Source organism: Diaminobutyricimonas sp. LJ205, assembly GCF_009755725.1.
GTDB lineage: Bacteria > Actinomycetota > Actinomycetes > Actinomycetales > Microbacteriaceae > Ruicaihuangia.
Genome location: NZ_CP046619.1, coordinates 903160 through 919004, shown reverse-complemented (window position 1 = coordinate 919004; position 15845 = coordinate 903160). Strand labels below are relative to the sequence as shown.

General features: G+C 66.8%; 18 protein-coding genes. 6 read left to right on the top strand and 12 right to left on the bottom strand.

Annotated features, from left to right (window positions below; genetic code table 11):
* Positions 1–232 precede the first annotated feature (232 nt).
* Together GO591_RS04410 and GO591_RS15875 are read right to left on the bottom strand one after the other, a co-directional pair.
* Positions 233–1078: a nuclease-related domain-containing protein gene (locus tag GO591_RS04410; protein ID WP_157155696.1), complete on the bottom strand. Its 846-nt coding sequence runs from the start codon at positions 1076–1078 to the stop codon at positions 233–235.
* 218 nt (positions 1079–1296) lie between these two features.
* The gene (locus GO591_RS15875) at positions 1297–1446 is read right to left on the bottom strand and encodes a hypothetical protein (protein ID WP_232466433.1); all 150 of its coding nucleotides are present in this window, start codon (positions 1444–1446) and stop codon (positions 1297–1299) included.
* Here GO591_RS15875 and GO591_RS15870 point away from each other — a divergent pair.
* Positions 1415–1519 carry a PLDc N-terminal domain-containing protein gene (locus GO591_RS15870; protein ID WP_232466341.1) on the top strand — a complete coding sequence of 35 codons (105 nt, stop codon included), beginning with the start codon at positions 1415–1417 and terminating at the stop codon, positions 1517–1519. The genes GO591_RS15875 and GO591_RS15870 overlap by 32 nt on opposite strands.
* 29 nt (positions 1520–1548) lie before the next feature.
* On the opposite strand, the gene GO591_RS04400 is transcribed toward GO591_RS15870, so the two are convergent.
* From GO591_RS04400 to GO591_RS04365, 8 genes are all read right to left on the bottom strand, one after another.
* Entirely contained in the window at positions 1549–2340 is a 792-nt protein-coding gene (locus GO591_RS04400) for a DUF4352 domain-containing protein (protein WP_157155694.1), read from the bottom strand.
* Positions 2341–2430: 90 nt separating this feature from the next.
* Entirely contained in the window at positions 2431–3219 is a 789-nt protein-coding gene (locus tag GO591_RS04395; RefSeq protein WP_157155693.1) for a DUF4352 domain-containing protein, read from the bottom strand.
* A 272-nt stretch (positions 3220–3491) separates the two neighbouring features.
* Positions 3492–3875 (bottom strand): UBP-type zinc finger domain-containing protein, encoded by a 384-nt coding sequence (locus GO591_RS04390; RefSeq protein ID WP_157155692.1) that lies wholly within the window; start codon positions 3873–3875, stop codon positions 3492–3494.
* Between the two features lie 103 nt (positions 3876–3978).
* Positions 3979–5028 carry an LLM class flavin-dependent oxidoreductase gene (locus GO591_RS04385; protein WP_157155691.1) on the bottom strand — a complete coding sequence of 350 codons (1050 nt, stop codon included), beginning with the start codon at positions 5026–5028 and terminating at the stop codon, positions 3979–3981.
* Between the two features lie 23 nt (positions 5029–5051).
* Positions 5052–5384 carry a hypothetical protein gene (locus tag GO591_RS04380; RefSeq protein ID WP_198295558.1) on the bottom strand — a complete coding sequence of 111 codons (333 nt, stop codon included), beginning with the start codon at positions 5382–5384 and terminating at the stop codon, positions 5052–5054.
* A 1-nt stretch (position 5385) separates the two neighbouring features.
* The gene (locus GO591_RS04375; RefSeq protein WP_157155690.1) at positions 5386–6891 is read right to left on the bottom strand and encodes an FAD-binding oxidoreductase; all 1506 of its coding nucleotides are present in this window, start codon (positions 6889–6891) and stop codon (positions 5386–5388) included.
* Positions 6892–6905: 14 nt separating this feature from the next.
* On the bottom strand, positions 6906–8372 hold the full coding sequence (locus tag GO591_RS04370) for a (Fe-S)-binding protein (protein WP_198295557.1): 1467 nt from the start codon (positions 8370–8372) through the stop codon (positions 6906–6908).
* Positions 8373–8553: 181 nt separating this feature from the next.
* Positions 8554–9441 carry an NAD(P)-dependent oxidoreductase gene (locus GO591_RS04365; RefSeq protein ID WP_157155689.1) on the bottom strand — a complete coding sequence of 296 codons (888 nt, stop codon included), beginning with the start codon at positions 9439–9441 and terminating at the stop codon, positions 8554–8556.
* Between the two features lie 91 nt (positions 9442–9532).
* Here GO591_RS04365 and GO591_RS04360 point away from each other — a divergent pair, with 91 nt between their 5' ends.
* The 4 genes from GO591_RS04360 to GO591_RS04345 all read left to right on the top strand — a co-directional run bounded on the left by GO591_RS04360 (position 9533) and on the right by GO591_RS04345 (position 13644).
* Complete coding sequence (locus tag GO591_RS04360) at positions 9533–10591, top strand: D-2-hydroxyacid dehydrogenase (RefSeq protein WP_157155688.1); 1059 nt, start codon at positions 9533–9535, stop codon at positions 10589–10591.
* 32 nt (positions 10592–10623) lie between these two features.
* Positions 10624–11424, top strand: a complete 801-nt coding sequence (locus GO591_RS04355) for an IclR family transcriptional regulator (protein ID WP_157155687.1) — start codon at positions 10624–10626, stop codon at positions 11422–11424.
* A 112-nt stretch (positions 11425–11536) separates the two neighbouring features.
* On the top strand, positions 11537–12907 hold the full coding sequence (locus tag GO591_RS04350; protein WP_232466270.1) for an MFS transporter: 1371 nt from the start codon (positions 11537–11539) through the stop codon (positions 12905–12907).
* Positions 12908–12909: 2 nt separating this feature from the next.
* Entirely contained in the window at positions 12910–13644 is a 735-nt protein-coding gene (locus tag GO591_RS04345) for a fumarylacetoacetate hydrolase family protein (RefSeq protein WP_157155685.1), read from the top strand.
* Between the two features lie 15 nt (positions 13645–13659).
* Here GO591_RS04345 and GO591_RS04340 read toward each other — a convergent pair whose 3' ends face one another.
* The gene (locus GO591_RS04340; RefSeq protein ID WP_157155684.1) at positions 13660–14166 is read right to left on the bottom strand and encodes a flavin reductase family protein; all 507 of its coding nucleotides are present in this window, start codon (positions 14164–14166) and stop codon (positions 13660–13662) included.
* 130 nt (positions 14167–14296) lie between these two features.
* Between GO591_RS04340 and GO591_RS04335 the strand changes: the two genes are divergently transcribed.
* Positions 14297–14944, top strand: coding sequence for a PadR family transcriptional regulator (locus GO591_RS04335; RefSeq protein ID WP_157155683.1), 648 nt, complete (start codon positions 14297–14299; stop codon positions 14942–14944).
* Positions 14945–14960: 16 nt separating this feature from the next.
* Here the strand turns inward: GO591_RS04335 and GO591_RS04330 are convergent, their stop codons facing one another.
* Positions 14961–15839: a ribokinase gene (locus GO591_RS04330; protein WP_157155682.1), complete on the bottom strand. Its 879-nt coding sequence runs from the start codon at positions 15837–15839 to the stop codon at positions 14961–14963.
* Positions 15840–15845: the final 6 nt, after the last annotated feature.

Here is a 15845-nt window from a genome sequence, read left to right as displayed (position 1 = left end):
CATGAGTTACCTCCCCCACGCCGACGAGGAAGCCCTGGCCCCGCGCGGCCCAGGAATGGGTTCGGTTGGTCGGTCGTAGTCCCTCCCCCGACAACGCGAGCGCGGGCCTTCGCACGGACTTCCTTCGCCGATTCGGCGCGGATGGAACGTCGTCAGCCCCGCAGTTGCGGTAGAAACGAGCTGCCTGGCGCGGCGATGGGATGTGGCGGCGCAATCGGAAGTTCGCGCGCCCCTAAAGGCCGAACAGGGGCGCGATCAGGCTCGATATTGCAGAGGCAATCATCGCAAAGCCGCCGTTCGCTAGAAAGATGACCGCCCCCGCCGCCACGACCGCCAGCCAGGTCAGACGCCGGCGCACTGACTGGTCTTCCTCGCGGCGCAGGGCGTGGAACTGTTCCACGTCGTGGCCGAGGCTCGAGACATCCGGAGCCCGATGCCAGGTTGACGGGTCCTCGGCGACGCGCAGGATCTCGGCAAGCTCCGGCTCGGACAGCACCGGCTGGCGCCGGTTCAGCCAGCGCACCAGCTGGCCGAGCGTCAGCACGGTCACGTCGGCCGGTCGCTCCTTGAAGGTGATGCCCTGCGCGGCGACGATCACGAGCAGTGCTGACGCCTGGATCGGCTGACCCGTTGCCGTGGTCAATAGTTTCGCCGCGCGCTTCGCCTCGTGCCGGGAGTTGCGCAGGTGGTCCGTCTTCTGGCCGGAGACCAGCAGCCGACTCCCACCGACCCAGACCTTCTTGCCCTTGTGCCGTTTCGTGTTGATCGTGAAGACTCCGGCGGGTCCGATCACGACGTGGTCGATGTCGCTCGTCCCCGCGCCCACCGGGACGGCGTGCAGCACCGTCCACTCAGGGCCGAGGCGCTTCAGTTCGCGGCCGACCTCGAGTTCACCGAGGGCGCCCTGGTACCAGGAGACGGAATCCGGATGCAGCGGGCTAATACCGAACAGGCGGGCCAGTGTTCCTCGGGGTTTCGCCGTCGCTTGCATGCGCAGGCACTCCCCCATCACCGCGTACGCGGCTGGGCGTGAACTTAGGGTTGCGGCACCCTGCGTCGGCCGTGTTGCGTCGTCCATCGGTCCCCCGGTCGTGGCGGTGCGCTCCCCCGAGCGCAATCACCGCAGACTAGCGGCTTATCCAAGAGATCCGCTCACTTTGTGTCCGCGCAACGGGCATATGACTAGCGCTGGTCGAGCGCTAGAACCCCCATTAGGGGGCGCCGACGGTGTCGGGCGCCTGGATCCACGGTGCGGCGACATACCGTGAAGGCAGGTCGAGCACCTTGTCGACCCGGCTAAACGCGCACGAAATTGGGATTCATGGTACGACTATTCGTTTTGTTTGCAGCGGCGCTGACGGTGGCAACGCTCGGATTAGCCGTTTGGGCGGTGGTCAGCATCGCGCGGACGCCGATGTCGAGTAATGCCATCGTTCTGTGGGTCATGGCCGCACTCTTACTGCCGCTGCTCGGCCCGATCCTCTGGTTCAGCATCGGCCGAAAGTCGGCCCAGGCGTAGTCCTACCCGAGGCTCGGAAACTCGGCTCGCTACTTGAGGTGGACCTCGAGCGTGTCTCGGTCGAGCCAGTCAGTCGCCAGGACGATTCGCTCGAGGCTGGCTCCGACTGGGACGTCGAAGTAAAGCACCGCGTCAACAGCCAGCCCCGGGTTGATGTCGGCCGTCATGCGCCCACCGCCCAGGTCGCTAGCGCTCGAATTCGCCTCATACTCTGCGTCTCCGATGCGCCCGGTGACATCCCACACATCGAAGTCGAGCGGCTTACTGCTGCCGTTCCTCAGGCGCAGTGAGACTTCGCAGAACTCCCCAGTGGGGACCTTCTTGAAGTAGCCGTGTCCGGCCGACTGAATCGCGGACGTCTGACCGGTGACGGTCATCGCCACGCCGTCGCTGTTCGTGACGGTTTCGCCGATCGTGAAGGTGGAGTCAGCGGCGTCACTCGGTTCGGCCGCCGGTGTGTGCGCTTGTCCGGGCTCCACGGCCTCAATGGACGGGCCGTTCGACCGGACGTCGTCTGCTTCGTAGGCGTCTCCGCCGAGTCGTCCCAGGAATACGGTCACCGAGATGAGCCATCCGATTGTGCTGGTGACAATGCCGGCGATCGCGGGGCCTTTGTCACGTCCGCGACGAGAGACGCCCACGATCGACAGAACGAGCCCGGGAAGGGTGAATAACCAGGCGAGAAAGGACAGCGGCGGAATCATCGCCACCACAAACCCGATTAGGGCGAACACGAGGCCCAGCGTGCCTGGGGTGTTGGGCGCCTTCGGGTTCTGAGGAACGGTGGGCGGGGCGTCATATGGAGCTTGGAACAGGGTCATGGGTCCTCGGAAAACTCAGTGCTCGAAAAACTCAGTCACGGAGAGGAGGGACGACCGCAATGCGGCCGCCCCTCCCTGTAGCTGAACTACTTAGCTCAAGCGCACGACGACGGCCTCGTCGAAGCCGAAGTCGGTGTTGAGTTCGACGAGCTCGAGCTGCGCGGCATCCGGAACATCGAAGAAGATCTCGGCGGTGGCCGAGAGCCCAGGGTTGATCTCGGCGCCAATCATCTGGTCGTTTACCTTGCTCGCCACGTTGTTGGCCTCGTAGGCTGCGTTGCCGATGAACCCGGTCACGTTCGTGGCCGAGAAGCGGGTGGCATCCGCGCCGTTGTTGGCGACGGTGATGGACACCTTGCAGAAGTCACCGACGGCAGTCTCGACCAGGAAGCCCTCGCCCGCCTCAGCCAGTCCGCACTCCATGGCGGTCACGACGAAGTCGATGCCGTCCTCTGTGGTGACGGTGTCGCCGATCGCGGCTTCCTCGGCGGGAGCATCCGCAGTTGCCTCCTCCTCGGTGACCGTCGCGCTCGACGGAGCGTCGTTGGCCTTGTCGATGGCGTCCGCAACGCCGACGACGGTCGCCGCGGTGGCGACGATGATCGCGATGATCCAGGCGATCGGAGCGATGACGATCGCCGCGATCGCGGTGCCCTTCTTCTGGCCCTTACGGGTGAAGCCGACGATCGCGAGAACGATGGCCACGACCGCGGGGATCCAGGCAAAGAACGAGGTTGCCGGGATCACGGCGAAGATGAAGCTCACGATGGCGACGATCATGGCGATCAGGCCGACGGTGTTCTTGGCCTTCGGCGTGGGCTGCGCTGGTACTGCGGGTGCTGCTGGTGTGGGGTTGGCGGGGTCAGTTTGAACTGTCAATTTCTTACCATTTCTGAAAGGTGGAGCGCGAGCGGTCATCGCTCGTGATTGCGCGCGGGAATACCGATTGGGAGAACCTCCTCCCCGACATCCGCGGACGTATTCAAACGTATCGACCAGCATCGATAACGCAGGCGGCAGCTTGTCCCCCATTGCGAGGGGCAGAGAGGACGTTCTGCTCGGTGGCAACGCGTGGAGCTGGATGAACGGCCAATGGCGGGATCATCCGTGAAGCAAATTGACGCCACCGCTTATGCGCACCGACGACGACGTCAGCCGTGCTGCGGGTTCTCCCCGGTGACCGGCGGATGCAGCTTCTCCTGCCAATCACTCGGCACCAAGTGCCGTGGAGCAGGCGAACCCTGCTCGAGCGGCCTGCTGTCAGGCGGCGCGAGCGCCGGGCCACGCAAGAAGGCGCTCGCTGCGTAGTCCCAGAACCATCGCTCCCCCGGCTCGAACGACTGCACAATCGGATGCCCCAGTTCTCGCGCATGCTGCGACGCATGCTGCGAGGGCGAACTCTCGCAGCATCCGACGTGCCCGCATTGGGCGCAGCGGCGCAGGTGGAACCACCATCCGGATGTCGCGAGGCACTCGACACAGCCGTCGCCTGACGGCGGCACATCGGGGTCGATCGCGGGCGTCTCGCCGGCCATGGGAGAAGCCTAAGACGCCGATCGCTATCTGCTCAGCACGCGCTTACACACGAGCGTCGGACGATCCAGAAGTCCAGTCTTGGAGAGGCATCACGATTGACGCCTATGCGAACGCCGGCATAATCCGGTCGTGCACGAGCCGGAGTTGCGTGTCGACATCCGCAACGCCCTCGACCTCCCGACCCGTGAACGCCTTTACGAGGGCAGCGTCGGTGATCGCAAGGAGCATGTGGTTGATCCCGGTCGGTGCGATCTCACGCTGGATCTTCTCAAGGCACTCCTCGGGGGTGCCGGCGATCGAGAGCTTCTCGGCGAGTTCGGGCGGCGTCAGCTCGATCCCGCGGGCGAGGTCACCCGCCCCGATCGCCTCGATGATCGGGGCAACCTCCTCGGGCTCGACGCCGTTGCGGCGCAGCTGCTCGTGCGGCATCGACGAGGCGTAGAGCCCGACCATCGAGCGCGCCGCATCCTTGGCCGGCGCGGACTCCTCCCCGACCGAGAAGACAACCCAGGCGCCCAGGTCGAGGTCCTCCACGTTCTTGCCTGCGCGTTCGGCACCGATCCTGCAGTGCTTCATCATGTACTCATAGGCCTCGCGCGTATAGCTCAGCGCGTGGTGGCACCCGTCGGAAAATTCGGCGCTGGCTTCGAACGACTTGGGCCCGCGCATCGCGCCCATCTTGATCGGCAGACGCTCCTGGACGGGTCGAGCGAACGTGGTCAGTCCCGAGTATGAGAAGAACTCCCCGTCCATCGTGATCGCACCCTCGTCGAGGAACGTTCGTACGACCTTCACGCCCTCCACCACCCGCGAGAGCGGCTTCGTGTCTGTCCAGTCGATGTTGTACTCCGCGAGCAAGCCGAAGTTGCCACTCGACAGCACGACCTCGGCGCGGCCGTTCGTGAGTTCGTCGAGGGTTGCGGCCGCTTGAGCGATCAGCGTCGGCTCGCGTAGCGTGACGCCGGAGGCGCTCGGCCCGAACCGCACATTCTTAGTCTTGTCCGCGGCCGCGGCGAACAGCAGCCAGAGGTCCTTGTGCCACGTCTCGTCCGCAGCGTACACGGCGTGGAAGCCGAGTTCGTCGGCGACCTGGATCGAGCGCAGCGACTGCTCCAACGGGTAGTCGGGCAGCATGACGTAGCTGAACTTCATGGCGTTCTCCTTCGGGTTGAGGGTTACCGATCAGTGGCGGTGGCTGGTGGTTCGGTGCCGGATGCCGCTTGAGCGGGGCTCGCCGCGTCCTCGACCGCGGCCTCGGCCTCGACCTCGGCCAGCAGTTCCGAACCGGCCACGACGCTGTTCGCGAAGTGCGCGTGCGTCCAGGCGAGATGGTCGCCTCGCGCGTTCATGATGCGCAACGAGTCCCAGTTCGGGAACTGTTGCTGCAGTACCCAGCGCTCCATCAGCCGCGGATCGACTTCGTAAACGTGCTCGTGCCTCGTAATCGCGACATCCGTCACCTGGCGAGGCGGCGGCGGCTGCATCTGCTCCTCGTGCCGGAACGTCATCTCAACCCTCCTGCGGGTAGGCGCGGTCGAGCAGGTACTTGCCCGGGTTCATGATGTTGTTCGGGTCGAGGGTGCGCTTGATGTCGAGCATGACGTCGAACCCGCGGCCGAGCTCCTCGGGCACGAGGTCTACCTCACCCTCGCGGCACGAACCGTGACACGCGCTTATCGAGCCACCGTGGTCGAGCGCGACGCGGGCGAGCCTGCGCTTCGCGTCGACCCACATCGCCCACGCGCGGTCGTCGAGCTGCTGCTCCCAGATCCCGACGTCGATCTCGGTGAGGTAGTCCACGCCGGTGCTCCCCGACGTGTACGCAAACATCCCCCAGTCGTCGAAGACGTCGGTGCGACGTCTCAGGTCGGCGACGATCTCGTGCCAGGCCTTCGTGACCGACGGCAAGGCGGAGTAGTTGATGGCCGCGTCCTCGCAGTGCCAACTCATCGGTACGACCTGGCCGTCCTTCGTGCGCCCGTGCAGCGGGGTCGCATAGCGGTCGTGCCGGGCCGCCCAGTCGCCCTCCGATATTTCGTCGCCGAGATAGCGCGCACCGTGCTCTTTCGCGATGCGGAACAGGCGCTTGCCGCCGACACGCACTTCGTCGTCCCAGCCGTACATCGCTGCGCAGACGAGCGCCCGCACATCGGTGGGTTGCGGGATGTACGCCTCGTCATCGCGCCGAAGGTAGGCCACCTTGTGCTCATCGAAGAGCACGGCTCCCGCGAACGTGGCCACCCCTGCCCGCGCGAGCGCGCCGGTGCAGGCGTACGCGTCATCGTAGTTATCGAACGCCCAGAACGGCGAGAGCTCTGCCTCGGGCTTCGGGAAGAGCTTGAGGGTCGCGCGCGTCGCGATCCCAAGGGTGCCCTGGTGGCCCATGAAGAGGTGCTTGAGCTGATACCCGCTCGAGGACTTGGACACTTTGCGCCCGATGCCGTCGCCGACGTGCATGATGTCCCCCGTCGGCAGAACGTGGTCGAAGCTCAGCACGAGGTCGCGCGTGTGCCCGTAGCGTGCGCCGATGAGCGACCAGCCGCTCGTGCCAATCCGTCCGCCGACAAGCGAGCACGGGTACGATGCCGGGTCGTCGGGATAGAAGAGCCCGTACGGGGCGAGGTACTCGTTGAGCTTCAGCATATTGATGCCGGTGCCGACAGTGACGGTGCGGTTCGCGAGGTCCAGTTCGTGCACCTGGTTCATGCGTTTGACATCGATCAGGATGCCGCCGCGCAACGGCACCGCACCGTCAGTGAGTCCCGTGCCACCGTCGCGCGGAACCACCGGCACCCGCAAGCCGTTGGCGATCTTCACGACCGCGGCGACCTGCTCGGTGGAGGTCGGGAGAACCACGACGTCGGGGACGCGCTCGGCCCAGCGGTGCACCGGGAAAGGTGCCGGTACCCGCGCCCGGTTGAAGCGATCGGCGCGACCTGTGAGGATCTGTTCCTCAGCGAGCACGGTGCGCAGGGCGCGGACGACCTCGTCGACATCCTCGAGCATGATCGTCATCGGTGTGCTCCCCCTCAGCCGTCGCCGTCAGCCGTGCCGGGTTCGCTGCCATCAGCCGTGCCGGGTTCGCCGCTGGCGCGACGTGCGCGCCCTGGCGGGCCGGAGCGGACCTGGGCGAAGCGACGGTCGCCGGTCTCTCCTCGCGAGCCGCCCCCGTCGATCCCGAGCGAGGTCGCGAGCAGCTCGTGGATGTCGAGTACGTCGATGTCGACGTCGTCGCCCGCTTCAGTGAGCGGTCGCTCCGACCACGGACACGCGCTCACGAGCGTGTCGACATCGAGCGCGCCCGCGTGACTCAGGCGACGCGCGCTAATGGCAGCCGTGAGCTCGGGTTTCTCGACCGCGAGCCCTCCTCCGGCGCCCGAGCAGTACGACCATTGGGTGACGCGGTCGACATCTTCGAACCGGAGCCCGGGGATGGCACGGAGCACCTCGCGGGGTTCCTTCCAAATGCCCTTGCGTTTGTTAAGCCGACAAGGGTCGTGATACGTGATCGCCCGATCCACGGGGACGTCGGGCACGAGCCGGCCGTCGCGGATCATTTCGGCGAACAGTTCGACGATCAGCACCACCTCGAGGTCGAAGTCGGCCCCGAAGTACTTCGGATAGTCCTCGGTGAAGGCGATGTAGTCGTGCGGGTCGAGCACGAGGATGCGCTTCGTGCCGGTCGCGCGCCACGACGCCATGTTGTGCTCGGCGAATGCCCGTGCCTGATCGACGTAGCCCATTTCGGCGGCCGGGCCGCCGCAGCACCACTGCTCGCCCATGAGCCCGAACTCATAGCCCGCCTTCTGGAGCACCTGTGCGACGGCTCGCGGCACCGATGTGCGGTAGAAGGCCGCCTCGCAGTCCACGAAGAGGATCGTTTCGCCGCCGATCGGAATGTCGAGACCGTCGGCCCAGTCGCGCACGGTGTCCTGCCCGACGGGTGTTTCGCCGAGCACGGGCTCGTGGCTGCGCTCCGCCGTCCGTGCGTTCCAGGAGCGGTAGCCCTCCTGATGGACGCCGGAGTCGACGGCGAGCGCACGGGCCGCCTTGACGACGTCAACCGTGCGCGTGCGGAACCGGTAGAAATCTCCCGTGAACAATGTATTCGGGCAGCGCAACTCGCAGGCGCCGCACTGCGTGCAGTTCACATAGTCCGCGGCGACATCCTCGACCGTCAGCTCGCCGCGCTCCATCCCGACGACATTCGCGTGGAACGCCGTCGGGCTATACGACTCGTTGCGGGTCTCGATCACGACGGGGCAAACCTCGCGGCAGAACTTGTGACCCGATGAGTAACAGTTGTACGCGGCGTTCCGCCACTCCTGGACGAACTCGCGGGTCTTGACGTCCTCGAGCGGGATGAGCACCTGCGGCACGATCTCGTCACTTCGAGTCAGCTCGGTGAGTTCGGGCGGGTTGCTGCGCATGCCGGGCGTGAACGGCTCCCGCAGCGGATCTGTGGACGGTGCCCCGTCCCGGTCGAGGTCGGTCACGGCAACTCCCTGGGCCAGAAAGCACGCCCCGGGGCGGGTGTCCGGGACGAGCAGATGACGTCGGACTGCGACATGGCCTATCCTCCGGATTTCGTCACTCGAAAGCAAGGCCTGCGGTTGTCGACTTCCCTCGCACCGCTCATCATCGCGGTCGCGCTGCGCCGCGGCTCGAGTCGGCGGCTCAGCGGTCGGCGATGAACCGGCGCGCGACCGCAATGTCGCGATCGCCCAGGCCAGAGTCGACGATCTCGTCGAACGCCGCACGCAGGGTCGGCAGGAGCACGCCGTTGGTGCCGGTCGCCTGGGCGACATCGGCCGCGAACGACAGGTCCTTCACCATGTACTTGGCAACGCCCGAAGGCGAGTCGTCACCGGTGACGAGCTTCTCGCGACGGCTGTTCAGCAGGTTCGATCCCGCATAGCCCCCGCCGAGCAGGTCCCAGAGCACCCGCAGGTCGATGCCGCTGCGCTCAGCCAGCACGCTCGCCTCGCCGAGGGCGAGGATCGTCGCCGAGACGATCATCTGATTGCAGGCCTTCGCCACCTGACCGGCGCCGAGCGGACCCAGATGCACCGGCGTACCGCAGGCCTCGAGCACCGCGGCGGCGCGCGCCACATCCTCGTCCGCTCCCCCGAGCATGATCGACAGGGTGCCCAGGCGCGCGCCATCCTCGCCGCCCGACACCGGGCAGTCGACCACTCGGACGCGGCCATCCGTCTCGTCGGCCAACCTCGCAGCGAGCTCACGCACACCGCTCGGCGAGGAGGACGAACCGATCAGGAGCAGCAGCTCCGTTCCGGCCGCAAGGATCCCGTCCGGTCCGGCGAGCACCTGCTCGACCTCCGGCAGGTCGGGCAGCATGAGCAGGATGACATCGGATGCCGCGGCGAGGTCTCGGGCGGTGCCATGCCAGATGGCTCCGGATGCCACGAGCGAGTCGTCCTCTCGCCGGGTGCGACCGGTGATCTGCAGTGAACCGTGGGATTCGAGAAGATGGTGTGCCATCGGGCGGCCCATGGCACCGAGCCCGATGACGCCGATCCGGGCAGCGTGAACGTCTGTGGTCATGCGCCCACCCTAGTGGCCACTCTGTCGAACAGTGTTCAACCTGATGTATCTCGGGTAAAGTGGCCATCACCCACGTATCGAAGAGGATCTCATGACCGACACTTCCACGTCGCTCCGCGTCGTCGTCTCCGTTGACCTGAGCGAGCAGCTCTGTCAGCGGATCGAACAACTCGAGCCACGGGTTCAGCTGATCCGTGATCACTCGCTCTACCACCCGATGCGCGGGCCGGCCGATTGGTCCGGGGATCCGGCATTCACGCGAACCCCCGAACAGCAGGCGGTGTTTGACAGCCTCGTCGACTCTGCGGATGCCCTCTTCGGCATCCCCGATGTCGACTCGGCTGCACTCGCCCGCACCGTTGCCGCGAACCCGCGCCTGCGCTGGGTGCACACCACGGCGGCCGGCGGCGGCGGCCAGGTGAAGGCGGCCCGTCTCTCCGAAGCCGACCTCGAGCGCGTCATCTTCACCACGAGCGCCGGCGTCCATGGCGACACCCTCGCCGAGTTCGCGCTCTTCGGGGTGATGGCCGGGGCGAAGGATCTTCCACGCCTGGCGGCTCAGCAGGCTCGCAAGCAGTGGAGCGACCGCTGGGAGATGCGACAGCTCGACGAGATGACGGTGCTGATCGTCGGCCTCGGTGGCATCGGCAAGGCCGTCGCTCGCAAGTTCTCGGCACTCGGGAGCACCGTGCTCGGCACCACCCGGTCGGGCGAGCCCGTCGAGGGTGTTGATCGACTTGTTCCGATCGATGAGCTGCACACAGTAGTGTCCGAGGTCGACGCGATCGTCGTGACCCTGCCGGGCACGGCCGTCACCGAAGGACTCATCGGCGAAGAGGTGTTCGCCCGGGTGAAGCCCGGCGTCATCGTCGCCAACGTCGGCCGGGGCACGGTCATCGACGAACCAGCGCTGATCGCCGCCCTGGATGACGGCCGGGTCGGGTTCGCGGCACTCGACGTGTTCGCCGTCGAGCCGCTGCCCGCCGACAGCCCGCTCTGGACGCATCCGAACGTGCTCGTCAGCCCGCACACCGCAGCCCTTTCGAGCGCGGAGGAGTCGCGCATCGCGAAGCTGTTCGCCGAGAACGCTCGACGCCTGCTGGATGGCGAGCAGCTCAAGAACATCGTCGATACAGTCGAGTTTTACTGAAGACGCCGCCACTGCCCGGCGAGGGAGCCGAGATGACTGACGCACACACCGCCGACAGGTCGGAGCGCGACCCGGCGCCTGCCGTCACGCGCTCGCTCCGCATCCTGACCCTGCTCGCCGAAGCCGAGGGGGCGCCAATGACACTCAGCGACATCGCCCGCGCTCTGGGCATTGCCAAGTCCTCAACGGCGAACCTCGTCGCGGTTCTCGAAGACGGGCAGATGCTGCAGCGAGTGCCGCGGGGTTACCTGCTGGGTCGCCGCACCGCGGAACTGGGGGGTGCCTTCGCCATGCAGTTCAACCAGATCCGCGAGTTCTTCAACGTCTGCGAGGCATCTGCGGTGCTGCGCACCGAGGTCGTGCAGATCGTCATGCTGGACGGCACCGATTCGGTCTACCTCTCACGCCACGAGGGCCGACGCCGGTATCAACTGGGCACGCCACTGGGATCGCGACTGCCTGCGGCACTCAGCGCATCCGGCAACGCGCTGCTCATGCGACTCGAGGACGACGACATCATCGACCTCCTCGGCCCGACAGCGCCGTTCCCGAAGCTCACCGAGCAGAGCATCGTCGACCTGGACGGCCTGCTCGCCAATGTGCGTGCCGCACGCAAGCGCGGCTATGCGATCGACGCGAACGGGTCGGTCAACGGGGTCACCGGCGTCGCCGTGCCGCTGGACTCCTGGTCGCCGAGCGACCCGCCGTTCGCGATGGGCGCGGCCCTGCCGACCGAGCTCGCGGATGCCGAGCGGATCGCCCGGGTGGGTGCAGCGCTGCTCGAGGCGGCTCGCGAGCTCACCAATCCGCTGGCAGGCCCCCGCTCCGCGTAAGGCGCTCGCTGTTCACAATATTGGACAGCGTCCAACAGGGTGTTAGGTTGGTCAGCGGACTGTTCGTCCCATCGCAATGAAGCGCACAGCGCTCATCAAGGGAGATGACCCATTGACTGACACCCTCCGCCCGCCGGCTCACACCGATGACGCCGAGTACGCCGCCAACCTTCGGCGCGCGACGCTCGCGTCGAGTGTCGGCTCGGCGCTCGAGTACTTCGACTTCGCGCTCTACGGTCTGGCCACCGCGCTGATCTTCAACAAGCTGTTCTTCACCGACCTCGACCCTGCCATGGGCACGGTCGCAGCGTTCGCCTCGTTCGGTGTCGGATTCGTGGCCCGCCCGCTGGGTGGCCTGTTCTTCGGCACCATCGGCGACCGGATCGGGCGCAAGTGGGTGCTGGTCGTCACGATCGTGCTCATGGGTGGGGCGACCACGCTCATCGGCCTGCTGCCCACGTACGAGACCATCGGCATCTGGGCACCCATCCTGCTCACCGTGCTGCGCCTGCTCCAGGGCTTCGGCGCCGGCGCCGAGCAGGCTGGTGCCACAGTGCTCATGGCGGAGTACTCGCCAGTCAAGCGCCGTGGGTTCTTCTCGGCGCTGCCGTTCGTCGGCATCCAGTTCGGCACGCTGCTCGCCGCACTGGTGTTCTCCGGGCTGGCCTCACTGCCCGATGAGATCTTCCTGGGCTGGGCCTGGCGCGTGCCATTCCTCGCGTCGTTCCTGCTGATTCTCGTGGCCATCTTCATCCGGATGCGGCTGCGCGAGACGCCGACGTTCGTCGAGCTCGAGAAACAGGAACAGACCGCGCAGCGCCCGATCAAGGAGATCTTCACGAAGGGCCTTCCCGGCGTCGTGGTCGGGATCGGACTGCGGATGGCCGAGAACGGCGGCTCCTACATGTTCCAGGCCCTCGCGCTCACCTTCGCGACCACGGTCGCCGGTGCGACGGTGGACAAGTCGCTCGCCACCTGGGGCGTCACCATCGGCTCGCTCATCGGCATGCTCACCATCCCGATCACCGGCCACCTTTCCGACAAGTACGGCCGCAAGCCGGTCTACCGCTTCGGGGCGGTGTTCATGCTGCTCTTCGCGTTCCCGGCCTGGTGGCTGCTGTCGCTCGGCAACGCGGGCATCGTCATCGCGGTCGTCGCGATCGGCATCGGCGTCGCGGTGAACACCATGCTCGGCCCGCAGTGTGCAATGCTCCCCGAGCTCTTCGGCAACCGTCACCGCTACCTCGGTGTGGCCATGGCGCGGGAGATCTCGGCGGTGCTCGCCGGTGGCCTCGCCGGTGTGCTCGGCGCGTGGCTGCTCGCGGTGTCGGACTACAACTGGATCGTGCCCGCGGTCTACATGGCAACCCTTGCGCTCATCACGACCGCGTCCACCTTCCTCGTGCCAGAGACCCGCGGACGCGACCTGCTCCGCACCGAGGATGCGCTGCAGCTTTCGACCGAGCAGCAGGGAGCACGCTGACGATGCGCATCGCCAGGATCGTCACCCCCGACGGCCCGCACTACGCGTACGCCGAGGGTGACGCCTGGGTGCCGTGCACCGATCCCTACGAGGCGTTCGCGGCCGGCGGGCATCCGCTGGCCGCGGGCGGCCCCGTGACCGACGCGGTCCTGCTCGCGCCTACCGAGCCCCGGCTGGTGGTGGGCGTCGCGCAGAACGGCCCCGGGCATCCGTCGCCGGTCCAGGCATGGCTGAAGAGCCCGCGTACCGTCGTCGCCAGCGGCACACCCGTCGCGCTCCGACGCGACGTCGGCCGGGTCGTCATCGAGGGCGAGGTCGCCGTCGTCATCGGGCGCGACACCGCGGATGTCGACGCCGAACGCGCGCACGAGCATGTGCTCGGCCTCACCGCCGTCAACGACGTGTCCAACCCCGATCGGGCCGCGGTCGACCCGCGCAACTTCGAGAGCAAGGGCGGCGTCGGCTACACGCCGCTCGGGCCGTGGATCGACACTGAGGCGGACCTGGACCACGCCGAGCTCGAGGTGCGCATCAACGGTGCGCTTCGGGTGGCCACCGGCAGCCACGAACTTCCGGCGTCGATCGCCGAGTGCATCGCCTACGTCTCACGCTGGATGCCACTCGGCCCGGGCGACGTCATCATGACCGGGGCACCGGTTTCGGCGTTCGACGCAGAGCCCGGCGACCTGGTCGAGATCACGGTCGCTGGCGCCCGACTCGTGACACCTTGCGTGTAGCGCCCGGCTACCGAATCAGTCGCTCACCTGCAGCGCGCGGAACTGGCTCTGGTGGAAGACCAACGGCTCGACGTCGGGGAACAGTTCTGAGCTGAGCACATCCAGCAGCACCACCTCGTGGTCGCCGCCCTCGAACACCGAACGCACCGAGCACTCGAGCCACAGCGCTGCGCCTTCCAGCAGCACGGCGCCGCCATCGGTCACGCGCAGCGGCGCATCGCCGAAGCGATCGGGCTTCTGCGACGCAAGGCTCCGGCAGAGCTGACCCTGTTCGGCTCCCAGGACGCTGAGCCCGAGGCGATCAGAACCGGACAGCCGCGGCCAGGTTGTCGAGGTGCGGGCGACACTGATCCCCACGAGCGGTGGATCGAGCGAGATGGAGGTGAACGAGTTCATCGCGATCCCGACCGGTTCGCCGTCGATTTGCGCGCACACCGCAACCACACCGGTGGGGAACAACGAAAACGCTTGCCGCAATGCAAGCCGGTCGAGCCGATCGCGGGTGGTTGCCTCGACGGACATGCGGTGACTCCTTCGGCCAGCCTGAGAATTCAGGCTAATCAACTTTGACTAGTACCACTTAGACTAATGGAGTCCGAACCCACCGGCAAGTACATCCGCCAGCTGACTGCGCTCCCCTACGATTGGACCCATGTCGACCACTACCCGTCTCGTCGTGCTCGGTGCGGTACACCAGTTCCAGCCCGTACACGGCTACTTCCTTCGGCGTGAGCTGCTCACGTGGCACGTCGATGAGTGGGCGAACATCCAGCCCGGGTCGATCTATAACGCGCTGCGCTCGCTCGAGAAAGACGGCTACATCGAAGAGGCCAGCACCGAGGCCGAGGGCAAGCGCCCGGAGCGGACGACCTACCGGATGACCCAGGCCGGCGAGGTGGAGTTCCTTCGACTGCTGCGCCGCGCCCTCTGGAACGTCGAGACGTTCGACATCAAGCCGGTCATGGCGCTGACCTCCTTCATGTACCGCCTCCGCCGCGAAGAGGTTCTCGAGGCGCTCGAACACCGGGTCAAGGAGATCGACGCGAAGCTCGCCAGCAACAACTACAACATCGAGGATGTGCGCCGCTCCCCCACCACCCCCGCATACGTCCGGGAGATCTTCGAGCTGTCCTCTGGGCGCCTCCGGGGTGAGCAGCAATGGGCGCAGCAGCTGCACGATCGGCTGCTTGACGGCGATTACGTGTTCGCGGGCGAACCCGGCGGCGAAGAAATCGGCAGCGAAACCGGCAGCAGCGCCGAGGCCCGCCGCGAAGCACGAGTCGCCGCTACGGCGGAGTGACCTCGAACGCTGAGCCTCAAGCTGCGAGGAGCTTCTCGATCGCCTCGCCCGAAAGCTTCTCGGTCTGAGCGCCCAGTGCGGTCGCGACGATGGCTCCGGCCGCTGACGCCCGACGTAACGCGACTGGCATGTCGAACCCGGCGGCAAGGGCGGCCGCAAGCGCGCCGCAGAATGCGTCCCCCGCGCCGGTGGTATCGACCGCGGCGACCGCGAACGCCGGAACCTCAATGCGCTCTCCCTCTTGGTTCTGCCACACAGCGCCTTGGGAACCCAGCGTCACGAGCACGGACCGGGCGCCCGCCTCGAGCAGAGCTTCGAGGCCACCTAGGTCGGCCGCCTCGGAATCGTTGACGACCAGGATGTCGACATCGGCCAGCAGCGCGGATTCGAAGGCCTGCGTCGGCGCGGCGTTCAGTATGGTCGTCGCTCCGAGCTGACGCCCATGCGAGAGCGCTGCGGCCGCCGTCGCCGTGGGGATCTCGAGCTGCACCAGCACGACTCGGGACCCGGCGACGGCAGCGGCCGCGGCATCCGGAGTCAACGACGCATTCGCACCCTGCGACACGATGATCGAGTTTCCCGATGCCGGCAGCATGGCGACGTGCGCCAGGCCGGTCGGCGTGTCGGCATCCACGCCGAGGAACGCGTCATCCAGGCCGGCTGTCACCAGCGCCTCGCGCAGGAACCGGCCATCCGCATCGTCCCCGACCGCTCCGCAGAATCGCGTGGGCGCACCGGATCTGGCGGACGCGACCGCCTGGTTGAAGCCCTTGCCACCGGGCAGTCGAGCGACCTGCTCGCCCAGCACCGTTTCACCGATGCCGGGCGAGCGTTCGACGCGCACCATCAGGTCGAGGTTGATGCTCCCGACAACGCACACCACACCCGTCGTCATGTCTGT

Excerpts from the sequence above, each read along its gene's own strand:
- GO591_RS04410 (WP_157155696.1), bottom strand. The coding sequence starts at position 1,078 with ATGGACGACGCAACACGGCCGACGCAGGGTGCCGCAACCCTAAGTTCA.
- GO591_RS15870 (WP_232466341.1), top strand. The coding sequence starts at position 1,415 with ATGTCGAGTAATGCCATCGTTCTGTGGGTCATGGCCGCACTCTTACTG.
- GO591_RS15875 (WP_232466433.1), bottom strand. The coding sequence starts at position 1,446 with ATGACCCACAGAACGATGGCATTACTCGACATCGGCGTCCGCGCGATG.
- GO591_RS04400 (WP_157155694.1), bottom strand. The coding sequence starts at position 2,340 with ATGACCCTGTTCCAAGCTCCATATGACGCCCCGCCCACCGTTCCTCAG.
- GO591_RS04390 (WP_157155692.1), bottom strand. The coding sequence starts at position 3,875 with ATGGCCGGCGAGACGCCCGCGATCGACCCCGATGTGCCGCCGTCAGGC.
- GO591_RS04385 (WP_157155691.1), bottom strand. The coding sequence starts at position 5,028 with ATGAAGTTCAGCTACGTCATGCTGCCCGACTACCCGTTGGAGCAGTCG.
- GO591_RS04380 (WP_198295558.1), bottom strand. The coding sequence starts at position 5,384 with ATGACGTTCCGGCACGAGGAGCAGATGCAGCCGCCGCCGCCTCGCCAG.
- GO591_RS04375 (WP_157155690.1), bottom strand. The coding sequence starts at position 6,891 with ATGACGATCATGCTCGAGGATGTCGACGAGGTCGTCCGCGCCCTGCGC.
- GO591_RS04365 (WP_157155689.1), bottom strand. The coding sequence starts at position 9,441 with ATGACCACAGACGTTCACGCTGCCCGGATCGGCGTCATCGGGCTCGGT.
- GO591_RS04360 (WP_157155688.1), top strand. The coding sequence starts at position 9,533 with ATGACCGACACTTCCACGTCGCTCCGCGTCGTCGTCTCCGTTGACCTG.
- GO591_RS04355 (WP_157155687.1), top strand. The coding sequence starts at position 10,624 with ATGACTGACGCACACACCGCCGACAGGTCGGAGCGCGACCCGGCGCCT.
- GO591_RS04345 (WP_157155685.1), top strand. The coding sequence starts at position 12,910 with ATGCGCATCGCCAGGATCGTCACCCCCGACGGCCCGCACTACGCGTAC.
- GO591_RS04340 (WP_157155684.1), bottom strand. The coding sequence starts at position 14,166 with ATGTCCGTCGAGGCAACCACCCGCGATCGGCTCGACCGGCTTGCATTG.
- GO591_RS04335 (WP_157155683.1), top strand. The coding sequence starts at position 14,297 with ATGTCGACCACTACCCGTCTCGTCGTGCTCGGTGCGGTACACCAGTTC.
- GO591_RS04330 (WP_157155682.1), bottom strand. The coding sequence starts at position 15,839 with ATGACGACGGGTGTGGTGTGCGTTGTCGGGAGCATCAACCTCGACCTG.